This window comes from Streptomyces longhuiensis (assembly GCF_020616555.1).
Lineage (GTDB): Bacteria > Actinomycetota > Actinomycetes > Streptomycetales > Streptomycetaceae > Streptomyces > Streptomyces longhuiensis.
The window spans coordinates 2,961,796-2,979,562 of the sequence record NZ_CP085173.1 but is presented as its reverse complement, the minus strand read 5'-3'; the positions used below and the strand labels follow the sequence as shown (position 1 = coordinate 2,979,562).

The window sequence follows — 17,767 nt, the reverse complement described above, 5'->3', positions numbered from 1 at the left end:
CATGAGCAGCGTCGAGGAGTTTCGCGCCGAGATCCGGGCCTGGCTCGCGGACCATCTCGTGGGAGAGTTCGCCGAGTTGAGGGGCCGCGGCGGGCCGGGCCGTGAGCACGAGGCGTTCGAGGGGCGGCTCGCCTGGGAGCGGCACATGGCGGCGCACGGGTGGACCTGTGTCGGCTGGCCCGTCGAGCACGGCGGGCGCGGCGCGAGCCTCGAGGAGCAGATCGCGTTCCACGAGGAGTACGCGCTCGCGGACGCCCCCGCCCGGGTCAACCACATCGGGGAGCAGCTCCTCGGACCGACACTCATCGCCTTCGGCACGGAGGAGCAGAAGCAGCGCTTCCTGCCGCCGATCGTCGCCGTCGAGGAGCTGTGGTGCCAGGGCTACAGCGAGCCGGACGCGGGCTCCGACCTGGCGAACGTCCGCACGAGAGGCGCCCTGTCACCCGACGGTTCGCAGTGGGTCGTCGACGGTCAGAAGATCTGGACCTCGCTCGCCCATGAGGCGCAGTGGTGCTTCGTCGTCGCCCGCACCGAACCCGGCTCGCGGCGGCACGCAGGCCTGTCCTACCTCCTGGTGCCGCTCGACCAGTCGGGCGGCCGCGTCGACATACGGCCCATCGTGCAGCTCACCGGCACCAGCGAGTTCAACGAGGTGTTCTTCGACGGCGCCCGCACCGACGCGTCCCACGTTGTCGGCGAGCCCGGCGACGGCTGGCGGATCGCGATGGCCACCCTCGGCTTCGAGCGCGGCGTCTCCACCCTCGGCCAGCAGGTCGGATTCCGCCGCGAATGGGACGCACTCGCGGAGCTGGCCAGGAAGAACGGCGCGATCGCCGACCCCCTGATCCGTGACCGTCTCGTCCAGGCCTGGATCGACCTGGAGGCCATGGCGGCCTCCGCCCGGCGCGGCGTCGACCCCTCCGTCGGCAAGCTCCACTGGGCGGCCTGGCACCGCGGTCTCGGCGAGCTCGCCATGGACGTGTGCGGCGCCGCGTCCACGGTCGCCGCCGGTGAACCCTACGAACTCGACGACTGGCAGCGGCTGTTCCTCTTCTCCCGCGCCGACACCATTTACGCCGGATCCGACGAGATCCAGAAGAACATCGTCGCCGAGCGCCTGCTCGGCCTGCCCAAGGAGGCGCGGGTATGAGCGCGAAGCCCGAGTACGTGCCCGGCCACGGCCTGCTGAAGGGGCGCACGGCCGTCATCACCGCGGCCGCCGGAGCCGGGATCGGCGGCGCGACGGCGCGCAAGTTCCTCGAAGAGGGCGCCCGCGTCCTCATCAGTGACGCGCACGCCCGCAGGCTCAAGGAGAGCGAACAGGTGCTCGCCGACGAGTTCGGCGCGGCGAACGTCGCCTCGCTGCCTTGCGACGTCACCGACGAGGAACAGGTCGCCGCCCTGTTCGCGCTGGCCGCCGAGGCACATGGCGGCCTCGACATCGTGGTCAACAACGCCGGTCTCGGCGGCACTTCGGACCTCGTCGACATGACGGACGACCAGTGGTCCCGCGTCCTCGACGTCACCCTGAACGGCACGTTCCGGTGCACCAGGGCCGCCCTGCGCGCCTTCCGCGACACCGGCCGCCACGGCGTCGTCGTGAACAACGCGTCCGTCGTCGGCTGGCGCGCCCAGGCCGGACAGGCCCACTACGCCGCCGCGAAGGCGGGCGTCATGGCCCTGACCCGGTGCGCCGCGATCGAGGCCGCCGAGTACGGAGTCCGGGTCAACGCGGTCTCGCCCAGCCTCGCCATGCACCCCCACCTCGTGAAGGTCACCTCCGCCGAACTCCTCGCCGAACTCACCGAGAAGGAGGCCTTCGGCAGGTACGCCGAGCCCTGGGAGATCGCCAACGTGATCGTGTTCCTGGCGTCCGGCTACTCCTCGTACATGACGGGCGAGGTCGTCTCCGTCAGCAGCCGGCATGCGTAGCGCCGCCGCCGCGCCGGTGAGGACGACAATGGACCCGTGCCTATCAAGAAGAAGCCCCAGGTGACCGCCTCGCCCGAGCGCCGCCGCGAACTCCTCGACACCGCGGCCGAGGTCTTCGCCGCCCAGGGGTACAACGCCACCACCGTCCGCAAGATCGCCGACCACGCGGGGATGCTCGCGGGCAGTCTCTACTACCACTTCGACTCCAAGGAGTCGATGCTCGAAGAGATCCTGCGGACCTTCCTCGACGAGCTGTGGCACGGATACGACTCCGTCCTCGACTCCGGGCTCGGCCCCAGGGAAACCCTGGAGGCCCTCGTCACCGAGTCCTTCCGCGAGATCGACCGGCACCGCGCCGCCGTCGCCATCTACCAGAAGGAGTCCAAGCACCTCGCCGTCCAGGAGCGCTTCGAGTTCCTGGCGGCCTCCCAGCGCAAGTTCGAGAAGGCGTGGCTCTCCACTCTGGAGCGCGGCGTCGCCGCCGAGGTGTTCCGCGCCGACCTCGACATCCGGCTCACCTACCGGTTCGTCCGCGACACCGTCTGGGTCGCCGCGTCCTGGTACCGCCCCGGCGGACAGCACAGCCCCGAGGAGATCGCCCGCCAGTACCTCTCGATGGTCCTGGACGGCATCGCCCTACGCGTCACCCAACCCTGAAGGGAAACCCGTCATGGCCGAGGCCTACATAGTCGAAGCGCTCCGCACCCCCGTCGGACGGCGCAAGGGAGGCCTCGCCGCCGCCCACCCCGCCGACCTCGGCGCGCACGTCCTCAAGGAGCTGGTCGCCCGCTCCGGGATCGACCCCGCGGCCGTCGAGGACGTCGTCTTCGGCTGCCTCGACACGGTGGGCCCGCAGGCCGGTGACATCGCGCGGACGGCCTGGCTCGCCGCCGGCCTCCCCGAGGAGGTGCCCGGCGTGACCATCGACCGCCAGTGCGGTTCGTCACAGCAGGCCGTGCACTTCGCGGCGCAGGGCGTCCTGTCCGGCACCCAGGACCTCGTCGTGGCCGGCGGCACCCAGAACATGACGCAGATCCCCATCGCCTTCGCCTCCCGCCAGGCCGCCGAGCCCCTCGGCCTCACGGACGGCCCCTACGCGGGCAGCGAGGGCTGGCGCGCCCGCTACGGCGACCAGCCGGTGAACCAGTTCCACGGCGCCGAGCTCATCGCCCGCAAGTGGGGCATCACCCGCCGCGACCAGGAGGAGTGGGCTCTGCGCTCCCACGAGCGGGCCATCCGCGCCATCGACGAGGGCCGCTTCGCCCGCGAGACCGTCGCCTACGGAGACGTCACCGTGGACGAGGGCCCCCGCCGCGACACGACCCTGGAGAAGATGGCGGGCCTCAAGCCCGTCGTCGAGGGCGGCACGATCACCGCGGCCTGCTCCTCGCAGGTCTCCGACGGCGCCGCCGCGATGCTCCTCGCCTCGGAGCGTGCCGTACGCGAGCACGGCCTCACCCCGCGCGCCCGCGTCCACCACCTCTCCGTACGTGGCGAGGACCCCATCCGCATGCTCTCCGCGCCGATCCCCGCGACGGCGTACGCGCTGAAGAAGACCGGCCTGTCCATGGACGACATCGACCTCGTCGAGATCAACGAGGCCTTCGCCCCCGTGGTCCTCGCCTGGCTCAAGGAGACGGGCACGGACCCGGAGAGGGTGAACGTGAACGGGGGAGCGATCGCCCTCGGGCACCCCCTCGGCGCGACCGGGGCGAAGCTGATGACGACGCTGCTGCACGAGCTGGAGCGCACGGGCGGTCGCTACGGACTGCAGACGATGTGCGAGGGAGGGGGCCAGGCGAACGTCACGATCATCGAGCGTCTCTAGTCCCGTGACGGTCGTGCTAAGGTCGATGACGTTGCAGTTTTGGTACCCATAGACTTTATGTGCGCCTGACGGGAATGTTCCTCAGGCGCATTATTGTTTTCCGGCCGGTCCTCCGGGCCAACTCCGGATGGGGCTCAATGGTGCGACTGGAGATTCGAAGGACTCGGATTTCCGTACCGCCCCAGTAAAGGAGATTGTTATGGCCACCGGAACCGTGAAGTGGTTCAACTCGGAAAAGGGCTTCGGCTTCATTGAGCAGGACGGCGGCGGCGCCGACGTCTTCGCCCACTACTCGAACATCGCCACCCAGGGCTTCCGTGAGCTCCAGGAAGGCCAGAAGGTGACGTTCGACGTCACGCAGGGCCAGAAGGGCCCCCAGGCGGAGAACATCCTCCCCGCCTGAAACACCGCTTGATCCCAAGGATCACGCACCCCACGGCCGGGGTCCGCACCGCGAAGGTGCGGACCCCGGCCCGTGCTGTCCCCAGGCCGGCGGCCCGCAGACGCGTCGATGGCCACCGGCTCCCGGCCGCCCAGGCCCAGGAAGGCATGCCCGCATGGCTAACCCCGCACGTCCGCCCCGTCCGACCCGCACCCGGTCCGCATCCGCTTCAGGAAACGCGGGCGCCGGAAACGCCGGAAGGAATTCCCGGGGCGGAAGGTCCGGCGGAAAGGGCCGCGTTCCCGAGCGCAGGCCCACGCCGCCGCAGGAATTCACGATGCCGGAGAACACGACGCCCGCGCTGCCCGCGGCCGCGACGTTCGCCGAGCTCGACATGCCGGCCGGCCTTCTGAAGACGCTCACCGAGCAGGGCGTCACCGAGCCGTTCCCCATTCAGGGCGCCACCCTCCCCAACTCCCTCGCGGGACGCGACCTCCTCGGCCGCGGCCGCACCGGCTCCGGCAAGACCCTCGCGTTCGGCCTGCCGATGCTCGCCCGCACCGCCGGCCGCAAGGCGGAGCCGCGCATGCCGCTGGCCCTCGTCCTCGTGCCGACCCGCGAGCTCGCCCAGCAGGTGACCGACGCCCTCACGCCGTACGCGGGCGCCGTCAGGCTCCGACTGACCACCGTCGTCGGCGGCATGTCGATCTCCCGTCAGGCGTCCTCCCTGCGCCGTGGCGCGGATGTCGTCGTGGCGACGCCCGGCCGCCTCAAGGACCTCATCGAGCGCGGCGACTGCGATCTGTCCGAGGTGCGGATCACCGTCCTCGACGAGGCCGACCAGATGGCCGACATGGGCTTCATGCCGCAGGTCACGGCGCTCCTCAAGCAGGTCGCCCCGGGCGGCCAGACCATGCTGTTCTCGGCGACGCTCGACCGGAACGTCGACCGGCTCGTCCGGCAGTTCCTCACCGACCCGGTCGTCCACTCCGTGGACCCGTCGGCGGGTGCCGTCACCACGATGGAGCACCACGTCCTCCACGTGCTCGACGAGACCGACAAGAAGGCCGTCACCGCGCGCATCGCCGCCCGCGAAGGCCGCGTGATCCTCTTCGTCGACACCAAGCGGTCCGCCGACCGGCTCGCCAAGCGGCTCCTCGCCAGCGGTGTCCTCGCGGCGCCGCTGCACGGCGGACGCTCGCAGCCGCAGCGCAACCGCACCCTGGAGCAGTTCAAGGACGGCCGGGTCACAGCCCTCGTCGCCACGAACGTCGCCGCCCGCGGCATACACGTCGACGACCTCGGCCTGGTCGTGAACGTCGACCCGCCGACCGAGCACAAGGACTACCTGCACCGCGGCGGCCGCACCGCCCGCGCCGGTGAGTCCGGCAGCGTCGTCACGCTGGTTCTGCCCGAGCAGAAGCGCGACGTCACGCGCCTCATGCGGGACGCGGGCATCCGCCCGCAGACCACCCAGGTCAAGTCCACCGACGAAGAGCTCGTCCGTATCACCGGCGCGCGCGAGCCCTCGGGCGTCCCCGCCGTCATCGAGGTCCCGGAGCCGACCGCTCCGGCGGCCTCCGGTGCCCGCAAGCCGCGGCGCAGCCGTGGCGGCAGCGGACGCGGTCAGGGCGCCGGCCAGGCAGGGCGTGCCCAGGGCGGGCGCGCGCAGGCCGGGCGCGGCGAAGGCGGCGGCCAGGGCGGAGGGCGTGGTCAGGCCGTCCAGGGCGGCCGCTCCCAGAGCGCCGGTGGCCGGGGCCAGGGCGGCCGGGGCCAGGGCGGTCCCGGGCAGGGCGGCGCAGGTCAGAGCGCCGGCGGGCGCGGCGGCCGGGCCCGGCGCGGTCCGCGTGACGCCGGGCGCGGCGCGGCCGCGTAACCGGTACTCCAGCTGAGCGGCGGGGCGGTGGGACGAGGTGAACAGCCTCGCCCCACCGCCCCGCTTCGTTCTCGCGTCAGTCGAGGAGCCGGTGACGCAGGGCCATGACCGTGTGCCCGTCGAGGCCGAGCCCCCGCGAGACGTACCGGCCCAGGCTGCCGTAGTCCGTCCGCGCCTGCTCGACGGCCGCCGACAGATACTCCGTGCGGACCTCCTGGAGCGGGATCAGCAGGTCCGGGTCGAGCATCATGCCGGACTGCTTCAGTCCGTCGCGCACCTTCGCGTCGTTCGCGGCACGGAAGGCGTTCGACGCCAAGTAGTCGTCCACGGCGGTCCGTTCGGGGACGCCGAGCAGCAGCAGGAGGACGTACGTCGTCCAGCCCGTACGGTCCTTCCCCGACGTGCAGTGGTACAGGAGCGCGCCCCGGCCCCCGGTGCCGTACGCGGCGTCGCGCAGGGTGGCCGCGAAACGCGCGCGGTTGTCCGCGTCCGACACGAACCGCGGATACACGCTCCGCATGAACGCGGCCGCCCGGCCTCCGCCGAGCATCTCCTCCTGCCGCACGGGGTCCTTGGAGGCGATCGCGGCCATCATCTGCGCGTACAGCCCGTTGTCGGAGACGGGACGTGACTCCGGGGTGAGGCCGGCGGGGAGGCGGTCCGCGCCGTCGTACTGGAGCTCCACCGGCACCCGGTAGTCGACCACCCGGCGCAGACCGAGGCCCGCGAGGGTGGTGACGTCGGTGTCGGTGAGCTTGGCCAGGGCGTCGGAGCGGTAGACGAGTCCGTGGCGGACGCGACCGCCGCCGAGGGCCCGGTAGCCGCCCACGTCGCGGACGTTGACCGCGCCCTGGAGCGGGATGTGCCGTATCCGCGGGTCCTGGTGCGGACGCCGTCCGGCCGCGGAGGCACCGGGCGCGACGGCCGCCGCCGTCAGGGTGGTGAGCGCGGCGCCGACGAGGGCGCGTCTCGAAACGGTGCGTGGCGTGCGTGGCATCGCTGAACTCCCTTGCGGGAAGCGGGATCACCCTGGGGTAGGCAGGGTGCCGAGCACGTGCAGGGCATCCGACATCACGCGGGTGACGAGTTCCTCGCAGCTCGGGAGGTCCTCGATCACCCCCGCGACCTGGCCCGATGCCATGACGCCGAGGTCGGTGCGGCCCTCGACCATGGACGCCTTGAGGAGCATGGGGGTGTTCGCGGCGAGCAGGACCTGGCTCCACGACAGTTCCTTGCCGTGCTTCATCGCCAGTCCGTCGCGGACCATCTGAGGCCAGCTCAGGCCCGACAGCTTCCTGAACCCGGCGGCCCGCCGCACGGCCTGCACGAGCGCGCGCGTACGCCCCGCCCGCTCCAGCGAGTCGACGAGATCCGTCCGCAGCATGCGGTGCGGCAGACCGTCCACGGCGGTCGTCACCGTGACGTCCTTGACCGTGGCCGCCACATATCTGGCCTTCACCGCGTCAGGGACGGTCGAGTCGGAGGTGAGCAGGAAACGGGTGCCCATGGCGACGCCGGCCGCCCCGTACGCGAGGGCGGCGACCAGGCCGCGCCCGTCGTGGAACCCGCCCGCGCCGATCACGGGGATGTCCACGGCGTCCACGACCTGCGGCAGCAGCACCGTCGTCGCGACGTCCCCCGTGTGCCCGCCGCCCTCGCCGCCCTGCACGATGACGGCGTCCGCGCCCCACGCGGCGACCTTCTCCGCGTGCCGCCGGGCACCGATGGAGGGGACGACGACGACGCCCGCGTCCTTCAGCTCGGCGATCAGGTCACGGGACGGCGCGAGTGCGAACGAGGCGACCCGCACCCCTTCGTCGATGATCAGCCGCACCCGGTCCCGCGCGTCACCGGCGTCCGCGCGCAGATTGACCCCGAAGGGTTCGTCCGTACGGGACTTCACCTCGCGCACCGCCGACCTGAGCTGGTCGAGGGTCATGGTGGCGGAGGCGAGGATGCCGAGCGCCCCGGCGTTCGCCGACGCCGACACGAGGCGCGGGCCCGCGACCCAGCCCATGCCGGTCTGCACGAGCGGGTGGCGGACACCGACGAGCTTGGTGAACGCCGTCTCGAGGGTCGCGTCGCTCATACGGGCCTGACCTCGCGGTCGCGCAGACCCTTCGGGTCGATGACCTCGCGGATCAGCCGCAGCTCCTCGGGGGTGGGCTCGCGCGTCTGTGGCACCTCGCCCCCGTCCGGCAGGGCCAGCGGGAAGCCCGTCGCCGTGATGACCTCGTCGACGGTGACCCCGGGGTGCACGGACGCGAGCCGCATCGAGCGGTCCGGCGTCTCGAAGTCGAAGACGCCGAGGTTCGACACGACGCGCGGGATGCGGTGGTAGCGCGTCGCCGACGGTCCCGCCGCGGCGGCGCTGTCGTAACCGACCCCGCTGATCATGTCGACCTTCTCGACGAACACGCGCGCGGAGTGCTTCGGGATCCAGTAACTCACGGGATTGTTGAGGGTGTTCACGGGCGCCCCGCGTACGCCGAGGAGCTGGCGGTCGGGGCGGTCCCAGTCGCCGATGCACGAGATGTTCTGGTTGCCGTGCCGGTCGATCTGACTCGCGCCCATCATCACGTGACGCCTGCCGCCGGTGACCATGGTCAGGTGCTGACGGTACGGAAGCCAGCCCTCCGGCTCCCCGCCGAGACCCACGGTCATCGCCTCGCCGTCGGTGAGGAGGAGATCGGGGGAGAACGTGCGCTTGGCGAGGCGGGCGCCGACGGAGGGGATCAGTCCCATCGGACTGGCCAGGATCTCGCCGCTGTCGCGCCAGGCGTCGGCGCAGGCGATGACGCAGTATTCGGCGCGGGTGGGGGTGGTGGTCGTTCCCGGGGTGGTTGCCGTCTCCGGTACGGGCGCAGGTGTGCGCGTGGCCGCTCCGGTGGCCGGCCCCGCGTGCTCCTGCTGCTCCGCGTGCCAGCTCCGTACGGCTTCCTGGTAGCTCTTCTCGTCGCCGCGCGCGGGCAGGAAGCGCTCGGCGAACTCGGGCCAGGGCGTGGTCGCGTACAGCTTCTGGAAGGCCTCGTCCCGGCCGTAGTCGGGGGCGCACGACGTGAAGTGCGCGCCGTTCGGCGTCTCGACCACGCCGGTGACCGCGTGCCGCTTGACGAGGAGGGTCTGCGGAACGGCGTCCCCGACGTCGCCGAATCCCTCCACCAGCTCCTCGCAGGACACGTACGCCGTGTCGGCCGCCTCGCAGAACAGGTCGTCGAAGTACGGGTCGGGGCCCAGGTACTGGCCGTTGCCGTGCCGGTCCGCGCGGTTCATGTGGACGAGTGCCGCGTCCATCCGCAGCGCCGGCATCGCTACCAGGGTCTCGCCGTCCTCGTACGGCGAATCGACCGTCCTGAGCGCGGGGTTGACGCGCATGACGTCCGAGCCGATGCCGGCCCGCACCGGGATGAAGGGAAGCCGGTTCGCCGCGGCGTGCAGGCCCCACATGAACATCGCCTCGTCGACCTCCGTCAGCTCGAACGCGCCGCGCTGGCGGGCCTCGCGGAAGTGCGGTTCGAGCGGGATCGAGTCGAGGGTCACGAACGCGGTGACCAGCTTGCGGATCTTCCCGGCGGCGGCGAGCAGGCCGACGTCCGGGCCGCCGTACGCGACGACGGTCAGGTCCGTGACATCGCTGCGCAGCAGGGCCCGTACGAGCGCCATGGGCTTGCGGCGCGAGCCCCAGCCGCCGATGCCGATGGTCATGCCGCTGCGGAGGCGGGCGACGACGTCCTCGGGCGTCATGGTCTTGTCCGTCACTTGGCTTCCCCCTTGGTTGCCGTGTCCGTGTCCGTGCCGAACGTGTCGCGGACACGGTCCGCGACGCCGCTGAGGTTCGCCTCGAAGGTGAAGCCCTGCTCGAAGCGGTAGCTCCGGCGTACGTCGACGGGGTCGATGCCGTTGATCGCGGCCTTGGCGAGACGGATGAGCGAGCCGTCCTTGCGAGCGATCTCGCGGGCCAGGTCCAGTGCGGCGGACCGGAGTTCGGTGCGTGGCACGACCTTCCAGACGGAACCGTGCGCGTGCAGCTCCTGCGCCGTCGCCGTGCGCGAGGTGTAGTAGAGGGCGCGCATCAGGTGCTGCGGCACGAGTCTGGCGAGATGGGTCGCGGCGCCGAGCGCTCCGCGGTCGAGCTCGGGGAGGCCGAACGTGGCGTCGTCCGAGGCGACGATCGCGTCCGCGTTGCCCACGAGGCCGATGCCGCCGCCCAGGCAGAAGCCGTTGACCGCGGCGACGACCGGCACCTCGCACTCGTACACGGCCGCGAAGGCCTCGTAGCAGCCGCGGTTGGCGCCGATGAGGGCGCCGTGGCCGCCGGTCGCCGTGTCGCGCTGCATCTCCTTGATGTCGACGCCCGCGTTGAACCCCCGGCCCTCGGAGGCGAGGACGACACAGCGCACGTCCGGGTCGCGGCCCGCCGCGCGCAGGGCATCGGCCAGGTCGTACCAGCCCCGCACCGGCAGCGCGTTGACCGGAGGGAAGTCCACCGTGACGACGGCGATCCCCTTTTCGGGTGAGGAGGTGGAGACACCCATGGCGTTCAGCTACCTTTCCACCTAACGTTTGTTTGGTAGGAAGGTAGCAGGCGATGGGGACGAGCGGAATGGACCTGGGGTGGACGGCATGGATCTGAGCTCAAGGCCGCTGAGGGGGAAGGTCGCGGTCGTCACCGGGGGTACGCGGGGCGTGGGGGCCGGAATCGCGGCGGCGTTCGTGCGGGCGGGCGCGGACGTGGTGGTGTGCGCGCGCAGACCCCCCGAAGAGCCTCTGCCCGGCTGCGAGTTCATACCCGTCGACCTGCGGGACGGTCCGGCCGTACGCCGCTTCTTCGCGGGCCTCGACCGGGTGGACGTGCTGGTGAACAACGCGGGAGGTACGCCGTACCGGCTGCTCGGGGAGTCCGACGCGGAGCGGCACGCGCGCGTGGTCGAGCTCAATCTCACGGCGCCGATGACCGCGTCGCTGGCCGCGCGCGAGCAACTGCGGCGCACGCGCGGCTCCGTCGTGATGATCGGCAGCGTGAGCGGCGCGAGACCCTCGCCGGGCACGGCGGCGTACGGGGCGGCCAAGGCGGGTCTGGAGAATCTGGCGCGCTCGATGGCGGTGGAGTGGGCGCCCGAGATACGGGTGAACACGCTGGTCCTCGGGATGGTGCGCACCGAGCTGTCCCATCTGCACTACGGGGACGAGGAAGGCGTGGCGGCGGTGGGGCGCACGGTGCCGATCGGACGCCTCGCCGAGCCGTCGGAGATCGGGGACGCGGCGGTGTTCCTCGCCTCGGACGCCGCGTCGTACATCACGGGGGCGAGCCTCCTGGTGCACGGAGGCGGGGAGCGCCCGGCGTTCCTGGACGCGGCAACTGTCAACAAGGAGGCGTGACATGGCGAACGGCAAGGGAGCGGATGTGGCTGCGGGTACGGGTACGGGTTCCGGGCTGTGCGCGGGGCGCGTCGTCATCGTGACGGGGGCCGGGCGCGGACTGGGGCGCGCGCACGCGCTGGCGTTCGCCGCCGAGGGCGCGCGGGTCGTGGTCAACGACCTGGGGGTGGGCCTCGACGGGGCCCCGGCGCCGGACAGCCCGGCGGCCCAAGTGGTGGAGGAGATACGGGCCCTGGGCGGCGAGGCGGTCGCCCACGGTGGGGACATCGCGACCACGGACGGCGCCGCCTCCCTCGTCGCCACGGCCGTCGACACGTTCGGACGCCTGGACACGCTGGTCAACAACGCGGGCTTCCTGCGCGACCGCATGCTGGTCAACCTCGACGAGGACGACTGGGACGCGGTCATGCGGGTGCATCTCAAGGGCCACTTCCTGCCCTTGAAGCACGCGGCGGCGCACTGGCGCGCGGAGGCGAAGGCGGGCAGGACACCCTCGGCCCGGGTCGTGAACACATCGTCGGGAGCGGGTCTGCTCGGCTCGGTGGGCCAGGGCAACTACAGCGCGGCGAAGGCCGGCATCGTGGGCCTGACCCTGGTCGCCGCGGCGGAGATGGGGCGGTACGGGGTGCAGGTGAACGCGGTCGCGCCGGCGGCCCGCACCCGCATGACGGAGCGCACGTTCGCCGACACCATGGCCGCCCCCGAGGACGGCTTCGACGCGATGGCCCCGGAGAACGTGTCGCCGGTGGTGGTGTGGCTCGGCTCCGCCGCGAGCGACGGCGTGACCGGCCGCGTCTTCGAGGCGGAGGCCGGCCGCATCACGGTCATGGAGGGCTGGCGCCCGGGCCCCACCGCCGACAAGGCGGCGCGCTGGACCCCTGCCGAGGCGGGGGAGGCGGCGAGGGAACTCCTCGGCAGGGCGGAGGTGCCGGGGGCGGTGTACGGGAGCGGGTGACGCCCCTCGCAGGGGTGTGCTCCCGCCTGCCCCTGCGGGCCCCACCCCGTCACTTCCCGCTCGGCCCCGTCCCCCCTCACCTTCCCGCTGAGCGGGAATCCGGCCTCCCTCCACGTCCCGGCTCCGACCTACCGTCTGGCCCACCGCGGTGCACCGCACCGCACCGCGGGTCAGACCGTCACCCCAAGGAGCCGAGATGCTTGACGTCCGGAGTCGGCAGGAGGCCGCCGCGCTGCTGCGCCGCGCCGAACTCGGCCGCAGTCCCGTGGCGCCCCTGGCCGGCGCGTTCGAGGGCATCGGCACCGAGGACGCGTACGAGATCCAACTGATCAACATCCGGCACAGGACAGCCCTGGGAGCCCAGGTCACCGGGCACAAGGTGGGCCTCTCCTCACCGGTGATGCAGCGCATGATGGGCGTCGACGAACCCGACTACGGCCATCTCCTCGACGACATGGAGCTGCGCGAGGACCGGCCCGTGGACACCGTCCGCTACTGCGCGCCCCGCGTCGAGGTCGAGATCGGGTTCGTACTCGGCAACGACCTGCCGGGCGAGGGCTGCACCCCGGCCGACGTCCTCGACGCGACCGAACGCGTCGTGCCCGCACTGGAGTTGATCGACAGCCGGATCGCCGACTGGCGCATCACCATCGCCGACACGATCGCCGACAACGCCTCGTCCGCCGGTTACGTCACCGGTGCGGGCCGCGACCCGCGCGACCTCGACCTGAAGGCCCTCGAGGCCCGGCTCACCTGCGACGGCGACGAGATCGCGCAGGGTCGCGGTGACGCCGTCCTCGGCGACCCCGCGGCCTCCGTCGCCTGGCTGGCCCGCACCGTCGCCCGCTTCGACGTGCCCCTGCGCAAGGGACACGTCATCCTGCCCGGCTCCTGCACCCGCGCCGTCGACGTCGAGGCGGGCCGCACCTACACCGCCGAGTTCACCGGACTCGGCGCCGTATCGCTCTCGTTCCGATGACCCCGACGGGTCCGCTGACTCTGCTGAGGTATGTATGACCGCGAAGAAAGCCACCGCCGCCATCGTCGGCTCCGGGAACATCGGCACCGACCTCCTCCACAAGCTCCACCGCTCCCCGTACATCGAGCCGCGCTGGATGATCGGCGTGGACCCCGACAGCGCGGGCCTCGCGCGGGCGCGGAAGCTGGGGGTCGAGGCGAGCCACGAGGGCGTCGAGCACCTCCTCGCCCAGGACGAGCTGCCCGACCTCGTCTTCGAGGCGACGAGCGCCTATGTCCACCGCGCCAACGCCCCGCGCTACGCCGAACTCGGCATCAGGGCCGTCGACCTGACCCCGGCCGCCGTCGGCCCCGCCGTGGTCCCGCCCGCGAACCTCACCGCGCATCTCGACGCGCCCAACATCAACATGATCACCTGCGGCGGCCAGGCCACCATCCCCATGGTGTACGCGGTCTCACGCGTCGTCCCTGTCGCGTACGCGGAGATCGTGGCGTCCGTCGCCTCGGAGTCCGCGGGGCCCGGCACCCGCGCGAACATCGACGAGTTCACCCGCACGACGTCCCGCGGCATCGAGGAGATCGGCGGCGCCGCGCGCGGCAAGGCGATCATCATCCTCAACCCGGCCGAGCCGCCCGTCATCATGCGCGACACCGTCTTCTGCGCCATCCCCGAGGACGCCGACCGGGACGCGATCACCCTCTCCGTGAAGGAGATCGCCGAGAGCGTGGCGGCGTACGTGCCCGGCTACCGGCTGCGCACGGAACCGCAGTTCGACGACCCGTCACCCATGAACGGCGGGATGGCGCGCGTCGCGATCTTCCTGGAGGTGGAGGGGGCGGGCGACTTCCTGCCGCCGTACGCAGGAAACCTCGACATCATGACCGCCGCCGCGACGAAGGTCGGCGAGGAGCTCGCGAAGGGGATCAGCAAGTGAAGCCGTACTCCGAGACGCTCGACATCCGCGTCACCGACTCCTCGCTGCGCGACGGTTCGCACGCGAAGCGGCACCAGTTCACCGCCGACGACGTACGCCGCGTCGTCGGCGCCCTCGACGGCGCGGGCGTCCCCGTCATCGAGGTCACCCACGGCGACGGCCTGGGCGGCTCGTCCTTCAACTACGGGTTCTCCAAGACGCCCGAGCAGGAGCTCATCAAGGTCGCCGTCGACACGGCGCGGCAGGCGCGCATCGCGTTCCTGATGCTGCCCGGCCTCGGCGTGAAGGACGACATCAGGGCCGCGCACGCGAACGGCGCGAGCGTGTGCCGCATCGCGACGCACTGCACGGAGGCCGACATCTCCGTCCAGCACTTCGGCCTGGCACGGGAGATGGGCCTGGAGACCGTCGGATTCCTGATGATGGCGCACTCCACGACGCCGGAGCGGCTCGCCGCCCAGGCCAGGATCATGGCCGACGCCGGCTGCCAGTGCGTGTACGTCGTCGACTCGGCCGGCGCCCTGGTGATGGACGACGTCACCGACCGGGTGTCCGCGCTCGTCGCCGAGCTGGGCGACGACGCGCAGGTCGGCTTCCACGGTCACGAGAACCTCGGCCTGGGCGTCGGCAATTCCGTGGCCGCCGTGCGCGCCGGAGCGCAGCAGATCGACGGCTCGACGCGGCGGCTCGGCGCGGGCGCGGGCAACACGCCCGTCGAGGCGTTCGCCGCCGTCTGCCACAAGATGGGCCTGCGCACCGGCATCGACGTACTGAAGATCATCGACGCGGCCGAGGACGTCGTGCGGCCCGTCATGGACGACGAGTGCCTGCTCGACCGGATGTCCCTCCTGATGGGGCACGCCGGCGTCTACTCCAGCTTCCTCAAGCACGCCTACCGGCAGGCGGAGCGCTACGGCGTCTCCGGCGCCGAGATCCTGCTGCGCGCCGGGGAACGCCGCCTCATCGGCGGCCAGGAGGACCAGCTCATCGACATAGCCGTCGAACTCGCCGCACGCGACTGAAGGGCAGGACACGCGACATGACCGCACAGCAGCAAGAGGTCCGCGTCATCGAGGCCGCCGCCCCGCCGGCCCGCTACGCCCGTGGCTGGCACTGCCTGGGCCTGGCCGACGCCTTCCGTGACGGCGGCCCGCACGAGGTCGAGGCGTTCGGCACGAAGCTCGTCGTCTTCCGGGGGGAGCCCGCGGCGGGAGGTGCCGGCAGCCTGCACGTCCTCAACGCGTACTGCCCCCACATGGGCGGCAATCTCGCCCACGGCACCGTCAAGGGCGACGCCGTCGCCTGCCCCTTCCACGACTGGCGCTGGGCGGGCGACGGGAGCTGCGCCGGCATCCCGTACGCGCGCCGCGTCCCGCCGCGCGCCAGGACCCGCGCCTGGACCACCCTCGAACGCAACGGGCAGCTCTACGTGTGGCACGACCCCGAGGGCAACGAGCCCCCGCCCGGCGTCACCATCCCGGAGATCGAGGGCTTCGGCAGCCCCGAGTGGTCCGACTGGTCCTGGAGCGCCCTGCGCGTCGAGAACTCCAACTGCCGCGAGATCGTGGACAACGTCGTCGACATGGCGCACTTCTTCTACGTCCACTACGCGTTCCCGAACTACTTCAAGAACATCTTCGACGGCCATGTCGCCACCCAGTACATGGAGTCCACGCCGCGCGGCGACGTCGAGCTCGGCACGCTGTCCACCGGGGGCGGCCTGCGCTCCGACGCCTCGTACTTCGGCCCCTCGTACATGATCGACAAGCTGTGGAGCGATGTCGGGGGCGGTGTCGAGATGGAGTCCGTCCTCATCAACTGCCATTACCCGATCGACGAGAACAGCTTCATGCTCATGTACGGCGCGATCGTCAGGAAGCTGCCCGGAATGAGTGACGAGCAGGCCGCCGACGCCGCCCGGCTCACCTCCGAGGGCCTCGCGGTCGGCTTCGAGCAGGACGTCGAGATCTGGCGGAACAAGACCCGCATCGACAACCCGCTCCTCACCGAGGAGGACGGCCCCGTCTACCAACTGCGGCGCTGGTACGAGCAGTTCTACGTGGACGCCGGGGACGTCAAGGACGAGATGGTGCGGCGCTTCGAGTTCGAGATCGACACCGAGCGCGCGACCGCCGCCTGGCGCGCGGAGGTCGAGGAGAACCTCGCCCGGCGGGAGGCCGACTGATGCGGCCCGTGCAGTGCGGGGTCTGCGGAAACCAGGTCCTGTGCGAGAAGTTCAGCGCCGCCCACACGCAGATCCAGTGGACCGAGGAGGCGGCCGCGGTCTGCCCGATCATCGCGGAGCGCGTCGCGGCCGGCGAACTGAGCGCGCGGGTACGGGGCTGCGCGCCGCTGCGGGCGAGCATCGACGTGGCGGTCGCGAGCGGGCTCCTGGAGGTCGCGGATGCCTAGCGTGAGGGTCCGGGTCGCGGAGGTGGTACGGGAGACGGCCGACGCGGTCTCCCTCGTCCTGGACGCACAACTTCCTTACAAGCCTGGCCAGTTCATGACGGTGAGGCTGCCCGGTGGTGGGGCCCGCTGCTACTCGCTGGCCAGCTCCCCGCACACCGGCGAGCCCATGAAGGTCACCGTGAAGAGGGTCGCCGGGGGAGTCGGGTCGGGCTGGATCTGCGAACGCGTCGCACCCGGCGACGAACTGGAGGTCCTGCCGCCCGCGGGGACGTTCACGCCACCCGACCTCGACGGGGACCTGCTGCTCGTGGCGGGCGGCAGCGGCATCACCCCTGTCCTCTCCATCGCCAAGTCGGCGCTCACCGCGGGGCGCGGCCGGGTCGCCCTCCTGTACGCGAACCGCGACGAGGAGTCGGTCATCTTCCGCGAGGAACTCCGGCTCCTGGGAGTCGAGTTCGCGGGCCGGCTCACCGTCGTGCACTGGCTGGAAACCCTCCAGGGCCTGCCCACGGCCGCCGCCCTGCGCGCACCCCTCGCCCCGTACGCGGGTCGCGACGCCTATCTGTGCGGTCCCGCGCCCCTGATGGACGCGGCCGAGCAGGCGCTACGGGCGGTGGGCGGACGCTCCGTGCGCAGGGAGCGGTACTTCTCGCTCGGCGACGACGTGTTCGCCGAGCGGGAGGACCGGGCCGAGCAGCGGGTCGGGGGCGAGCCGGACGCCGACGACCACCGGCTTCACGTAGAACTCGACGGCGAGGAGCGGGAAGTGGCGTGGCCCGCCGGGACGCCGCTGCTCGACGCCCTGCTCGCCGCCGGTGTCGACGCCCCCTTCTCGTGCCGCGAGGGCGCGTGCAGTGCGTGCTGCTGCCGGATCACCAAGGGGGAGGTCACGATGGCGCGCAACGAGATCCTCGACCAGCGGGACCTCGACGAGGGGTATGTCCTCGCGTGCCAGGCGCTGCCGGTGTCGGACGCGGTGGGGGTCACGTACTCCTGAGGCGCGCGGGCCGGGTCCGCCCCTGAGGCACCCGGCCCGCGCGGGTGGAACGGGCCGGGTGCCTCGGAAGCAGACCCGGCCCGCCGAATCCAC

At 71.9% G+C, this 17,767-nt stretch carries 18 protein-coding genes and 1 pseudogene; 14 read left to right on the top strand and 5 right to left on the bottom strand.

Annotated elements, in window-relative coordinates; translation table 11 throughout:
- Position 1: 1 nt before the first annotated feature.
- The 6 genes from LGI35_RS13950 (at position 2) to LGI35_RS13925 (ending at position 6,018) form a co-directional block, all read left to right on the top strand.
- Positions 2-1,150, top strand: a complete 1,149-nt coding sequence (locus LGI35_RS13950; RefSeq protein ID WP_227294174.1) for an acyl-CoA dehydrogenase family protein — start codon at positions 2-4, stop codon at positions 1,148-1,150.
- Entirely contained in the window at positions 1,147-1,932 is a 786-nt protein-coding gene (locus tag LGI35_RS13945) for an SDR family oxidoreductase (RefSeq protein WP_227294173.1), read from the top strand. Before LGI35_RS13950 ends, LGI35_RS13945 begins: the two co-directional genes overlap by 4 nt.
- A 36-nt stretch (positions 1,933-1,968) precedes the next feature.
- On the top strand, positions 1,969-2,589 hold the full coding sequence (locus LGI35_RS13940) for a TetR/AcrR family transcriptional regulator (RefSeq protein ID WP_227294172.1): 621 nt from the start codon (positions 1,969-1,971) through the stop codon (positions 2,587-2,589).
- 13 nt (positions 2,590-2,602) lie between these two features.
- On the top strand, positions 2,603-3,760 hold the full coding sequence (locus LGI35_RS13935) for an acetyl-CoA C-acetyltransferase (RefSeq protein ID WP_227294171.1): 1,158 nt from the start codon (positions 2,603-2,605) through the stop codon (positions 3,758-3,760).
- A 199-nt stretch (positions 3,761-3,959) separates the two neighbouring features.
- The gene (locus tag LGI35_RS13930; RefSeq protein WP_042152846.1) at positions 3,960-4,163 is read left to right on the top strand and encodes a cold-shock protein; all 204 of its coding nucleotides are present in this window, start codon (positions 3,960-3,962) and stop codon (positions 4,161-4,163) included.
- A gap of 154 nt (positions 4,164-4,317) precedes the next feature.
- A complete protein-coding gene (locus tag LGI35_RS13925; RefSeq protein WP_227294170.1) occupies positions 4,318-6,018 on the top strand; it encodes a DEAD/DEAH box helicase in 1,701 nt (566 codons plus the stop codon).
- A 76-nt stretch (positions 6,019-6,094) separates the two neighbouring features.
- On the opposite strand, the gene LGI35_RS13920 is transcribed toward LGI35_RS13925, so the two are convergent.
- The 5 genes and pseudogenes from LGI35_RS13920 to LGI35_RS13900 all read right to left on the bottom strand — a co-directional run bounded on the left by LGI35_RS13920 (position 6,095) and on the right by LGI35_RS13900 (position 10,553).
- Entirely contained in the window at positions 6,095-7,015 is a 921-nt protein-coding gene (locus LGI35_RS13920; RefSeq protein WP_227294169.1) for a tyrosine-protein phosphatase, read from the bottom strand.
- A 27-nt stretch (positions 7,016-7,042) separates the two neighbouring features.
- The gene (locus LGI35_RS13915) at positions 7,043-8,107 is read right to left on the bottom strand and encodes an NAD(P)H-dependent flavin oxidoreductase (protein WP_227294168.1); all 1,065 of its coding nucleotides are present in this window, start codon (positions 8,105-8,107) and stop codon (positions 7,043-7,045) included.
- Positions 8,104-8,814, bottom strand: coding sequence for a CoA-transferase subunit beta (locus LGI35_RS13910; RefSeq protein WP_227300298.1), 711 nt, complete (start codon positions 8,812-8,814; stop codon positions 8,104-8,106). Before LGI35_RS13910 ends, LGI35_RS13915 begins: the two co-directional genes overlap by 4 nt.
- 111 nt (positions 8,815-8,925) lie before the next feature.
- Positions 8,926-9,777 (bottom strand): annotated as a pseudogene (locus LGI35_RS13905) (CoA transferase subunit A); the annotation flags it as partial.
- On the bottom strand, positions 9,774-10,553 hold the full coding sequence (locus LGI35_RS13900; protein WP_227294167.1) for an enoyl-CoA hydratase family protein: 780 nt from the start codon (positions 10,551-10,553) through the stop codon (positions 9,774-9,776). The gene LGI35_RS13900 and the pseudogene LGI35_RS13905, both read right to left, overlap by 4 nt.
- Before the next feature lie 88 nt (positions 10,554-10,641).
- Between LGI35_RS13900 and LGI35_RS13895 the strand changes: the two genes are divergently transcribed.
- The 8 genes from LGI35_RS13895 to LGI35_RS13860 all read left to right on the top strand — a co-directional run bounded on the left by LGI35_RS13895 (position 10,642) and on the right by LGI35_RS13860 (position 17,674).
- Positions 10,642-11,397, top strand: a complete 756-nt coding sequence (locus LGI35_RS13895) for an SDR family oxidoreductase (RefSeq protein ID WP_227294166.1) — start codon at positions 10,642-10,644, stop codon at positions 11,395-11,397.
- 1 nt (position 11,398) lies between these two features.
- A complete protein-coding gene (locus LGI35_RS13890; protein WP_227294165.1) occupies positions 11,399-12,352 on the top strand; it encodes an SDR family oxidoreductase in 954 nt (317 codons plus the stop codon).
- A gap of 196 nt (positions 12,353-12,548) precedes the next feature.
- On the top strand, positions 12,549-13,331 hold the full coding sequence (locus tag LGI35_RS13885) for a 2-keto-4-pentenoate hydratase (RefSeq protein WP_227294164.1): 783 nt from the start codon (positions 12,549-12,551) through the stop codon (positions 13,329-13,331).
- A 34-nt stretch (positions 13,332-13,365) separates the two neighbouring features.
- A complete protein-coding gene (locus LGI35_RS13880) occupies positions 13,366-14,265 on the top strand; it encodes an acetaldehyde dehydrogenase (acetylating) (protein WP_227294163.1) in 900 nt (299 codons plus the stop codon).
- The gene (gene dmpG / locus LGI35_RS13875; protein WP_227294162.1) at positions 14,262-15,287 is read left to right on the top strand and encodes a 4-hydroxy-2-oxovalerate aldolase; all 1,026 of its coding nucleotides are present in this window, start codon (positions 14,262-14,264) and stop codon (positions 15,285-15,287) included. The genes LGI35_RS13880 and dmpG overlap by 4 nt, the downstream gene beginning before the upstream one ends.
- A gap of 17 nt (positions 15,288-15,304) precedes the next feature.
- A complete protein-coding gene (locus tag LGI35_RS13870) occupies positions 15,305-16,450 on the top strand; it encodes a 3-ketosteroid-9-alpha-monooxygenase, oxygenase component (RefSeq protein WP_227294161.1) in 1,146 nt (381 codons plus the stop codon).
- Positions 16,450-16,677: a hypothetical protein gene (locus LGI35_RS13865; protein ID WP_116502649.1), complete on the top strand. Its 228-nt coding sequence runs from the start codon at positions 16,450-16,452 to the stop codon at positions 16,675-16,677. Before LGI35_RS13870 ends, LGI35_RS13865 begins: the two co-directional genes overlap by 1 nt.
- Positions 16,670-17,674 (top strand): ferredoxin--NADP reductase, encoded by a 1,005-nt coding sequence (locus LGI35_RS13860; protein WP_227294160.1) that lies wholly within the window; start codon positions 16,670-16,672, stop codon positions 17,672-17,674. Before LGI35_RS13865 ends, LGI35_RS13860 begins: the two co-directional genes overlap by 8 nt.
- Positions 17,675-17,767: the final 93 nt, after the last annotated feature.

What these genes read in the sequence shown, in the direction of transcription:
- LGI35_RS13890 (WP_227294165.1), top strand. Translation starts at nt 11,399, where the DNA reads ATGGCGAACGGCAAGGGAGCGGATGTGGCTGCGGGTACGGGTACGGGT.
- LGI35_RS13930 (WP_042152846.1), top strand. Translation starts at nt 3,960, where the DNA reads ATGGCCACCGGAACCGTGAAGTGGTTCAACTCGGAAAAGGGCTTCGGC.
- LGI35_RS13865 (WP_116502649.1), top strand. Translation starts at nt 16,450, where the DNA reads ATGCGGCCCGTGCAGTGCGGGGTCTGCGGAAACCAGGTCCTGTGCGAG.
- LGI35_RS13860 (WP_227294160.1), top strand. Translation starts at nt 16,670, where the DNA reads ATGCCTAGCGTGAGGGTCCGGGTCGCGGAGGTGGTACGGGAGACGGCC.
- LGI35_RS13900 (WP_227294167.1), bottom strand. Translation starts at nt 10,553, where the DNA reads ATGGGTGTCTCCACCTCCTCACCCGAAAAGGGGATCGCCGTCGTCACG.
- LGI35_RS13935 (WP_227294171.1), top strand. Translation starts at nt 2,603, where the DNA reads ATGGCCGAGGCCTACATAGTCGAAGCGCTCCGCACCCCCGTCGGACGG.
- LGI35_RS13870 (WP_227294161.1), top strand. Translation starts at nt 15,305, where the DNA reads ATGACCGCACAGCAGCAAGAGGTCCGCGTCATCGAGGCCGCCGCCCCG.
- LGI35_RS13945 (WP_227294173.1), top strand. Translation starts at nt 1,147, where the DNA reads ATGAGCGCGAAGCCCGAGTACGTGCCCGGCCACGGCCTGCTGAAGGGG.
- LGI35_RS13920 (WP_227294169.1), bottom strand. Translation starts at nt 7,015, where the DNA reads ATGCCACGCACGCCACGCACCGTTTCGAGACGCGCCCTCGTCGGCGCC.
- LGI35_RS13950 (WP_227294174.1), top strand. Translation starts at nt 2, where the DNA reads ATGAGCAGCGTCGAGGAGTTTCGCGCCGAGATCCGGGCCTGGCTCGCG.
- LGI35_RS13885 (WP_227294164.1), top strand. Translation starts at nt 12,549, where the DNA reads ATGCTTGACGTCCGGAGTCGGCAGGAGGCCGCCGCGCTGCTGCGCCGC.
- LGI35_RS13880 (WP_227294163.1), top strand. Translation starts at nt 13,366, where the DNA reads ATGACCGCGAAGAAAGCCACCGCCGCCATCGTCGGCTCCGGGAACATC.
- LGI35_RS13895 (WP_227294166.1), top strand. Translation starts at nt 10,642, where the DNA reads ATGGATCTGAGCTCAAGGCCGCTGAGGGGGAAGGTCGCGGTCGTCACC.
- LGI35_RS13925 (WP_227294170.1), top strand. Translation starts at nt 4,318, where the DNA reads ATGGCTAACCCCGCACGTCCGCCCCGTCCGACCCGCACCCGGTCCGCA.
- LGI35_RS13915 (WP_227294168.1), bottom strand. Translation starts at nt 8,107, where the DNA reads ATGAGCGACGCGACCCTCGAGACGGCGTTCACCAAGCTCGTCGGTGTC.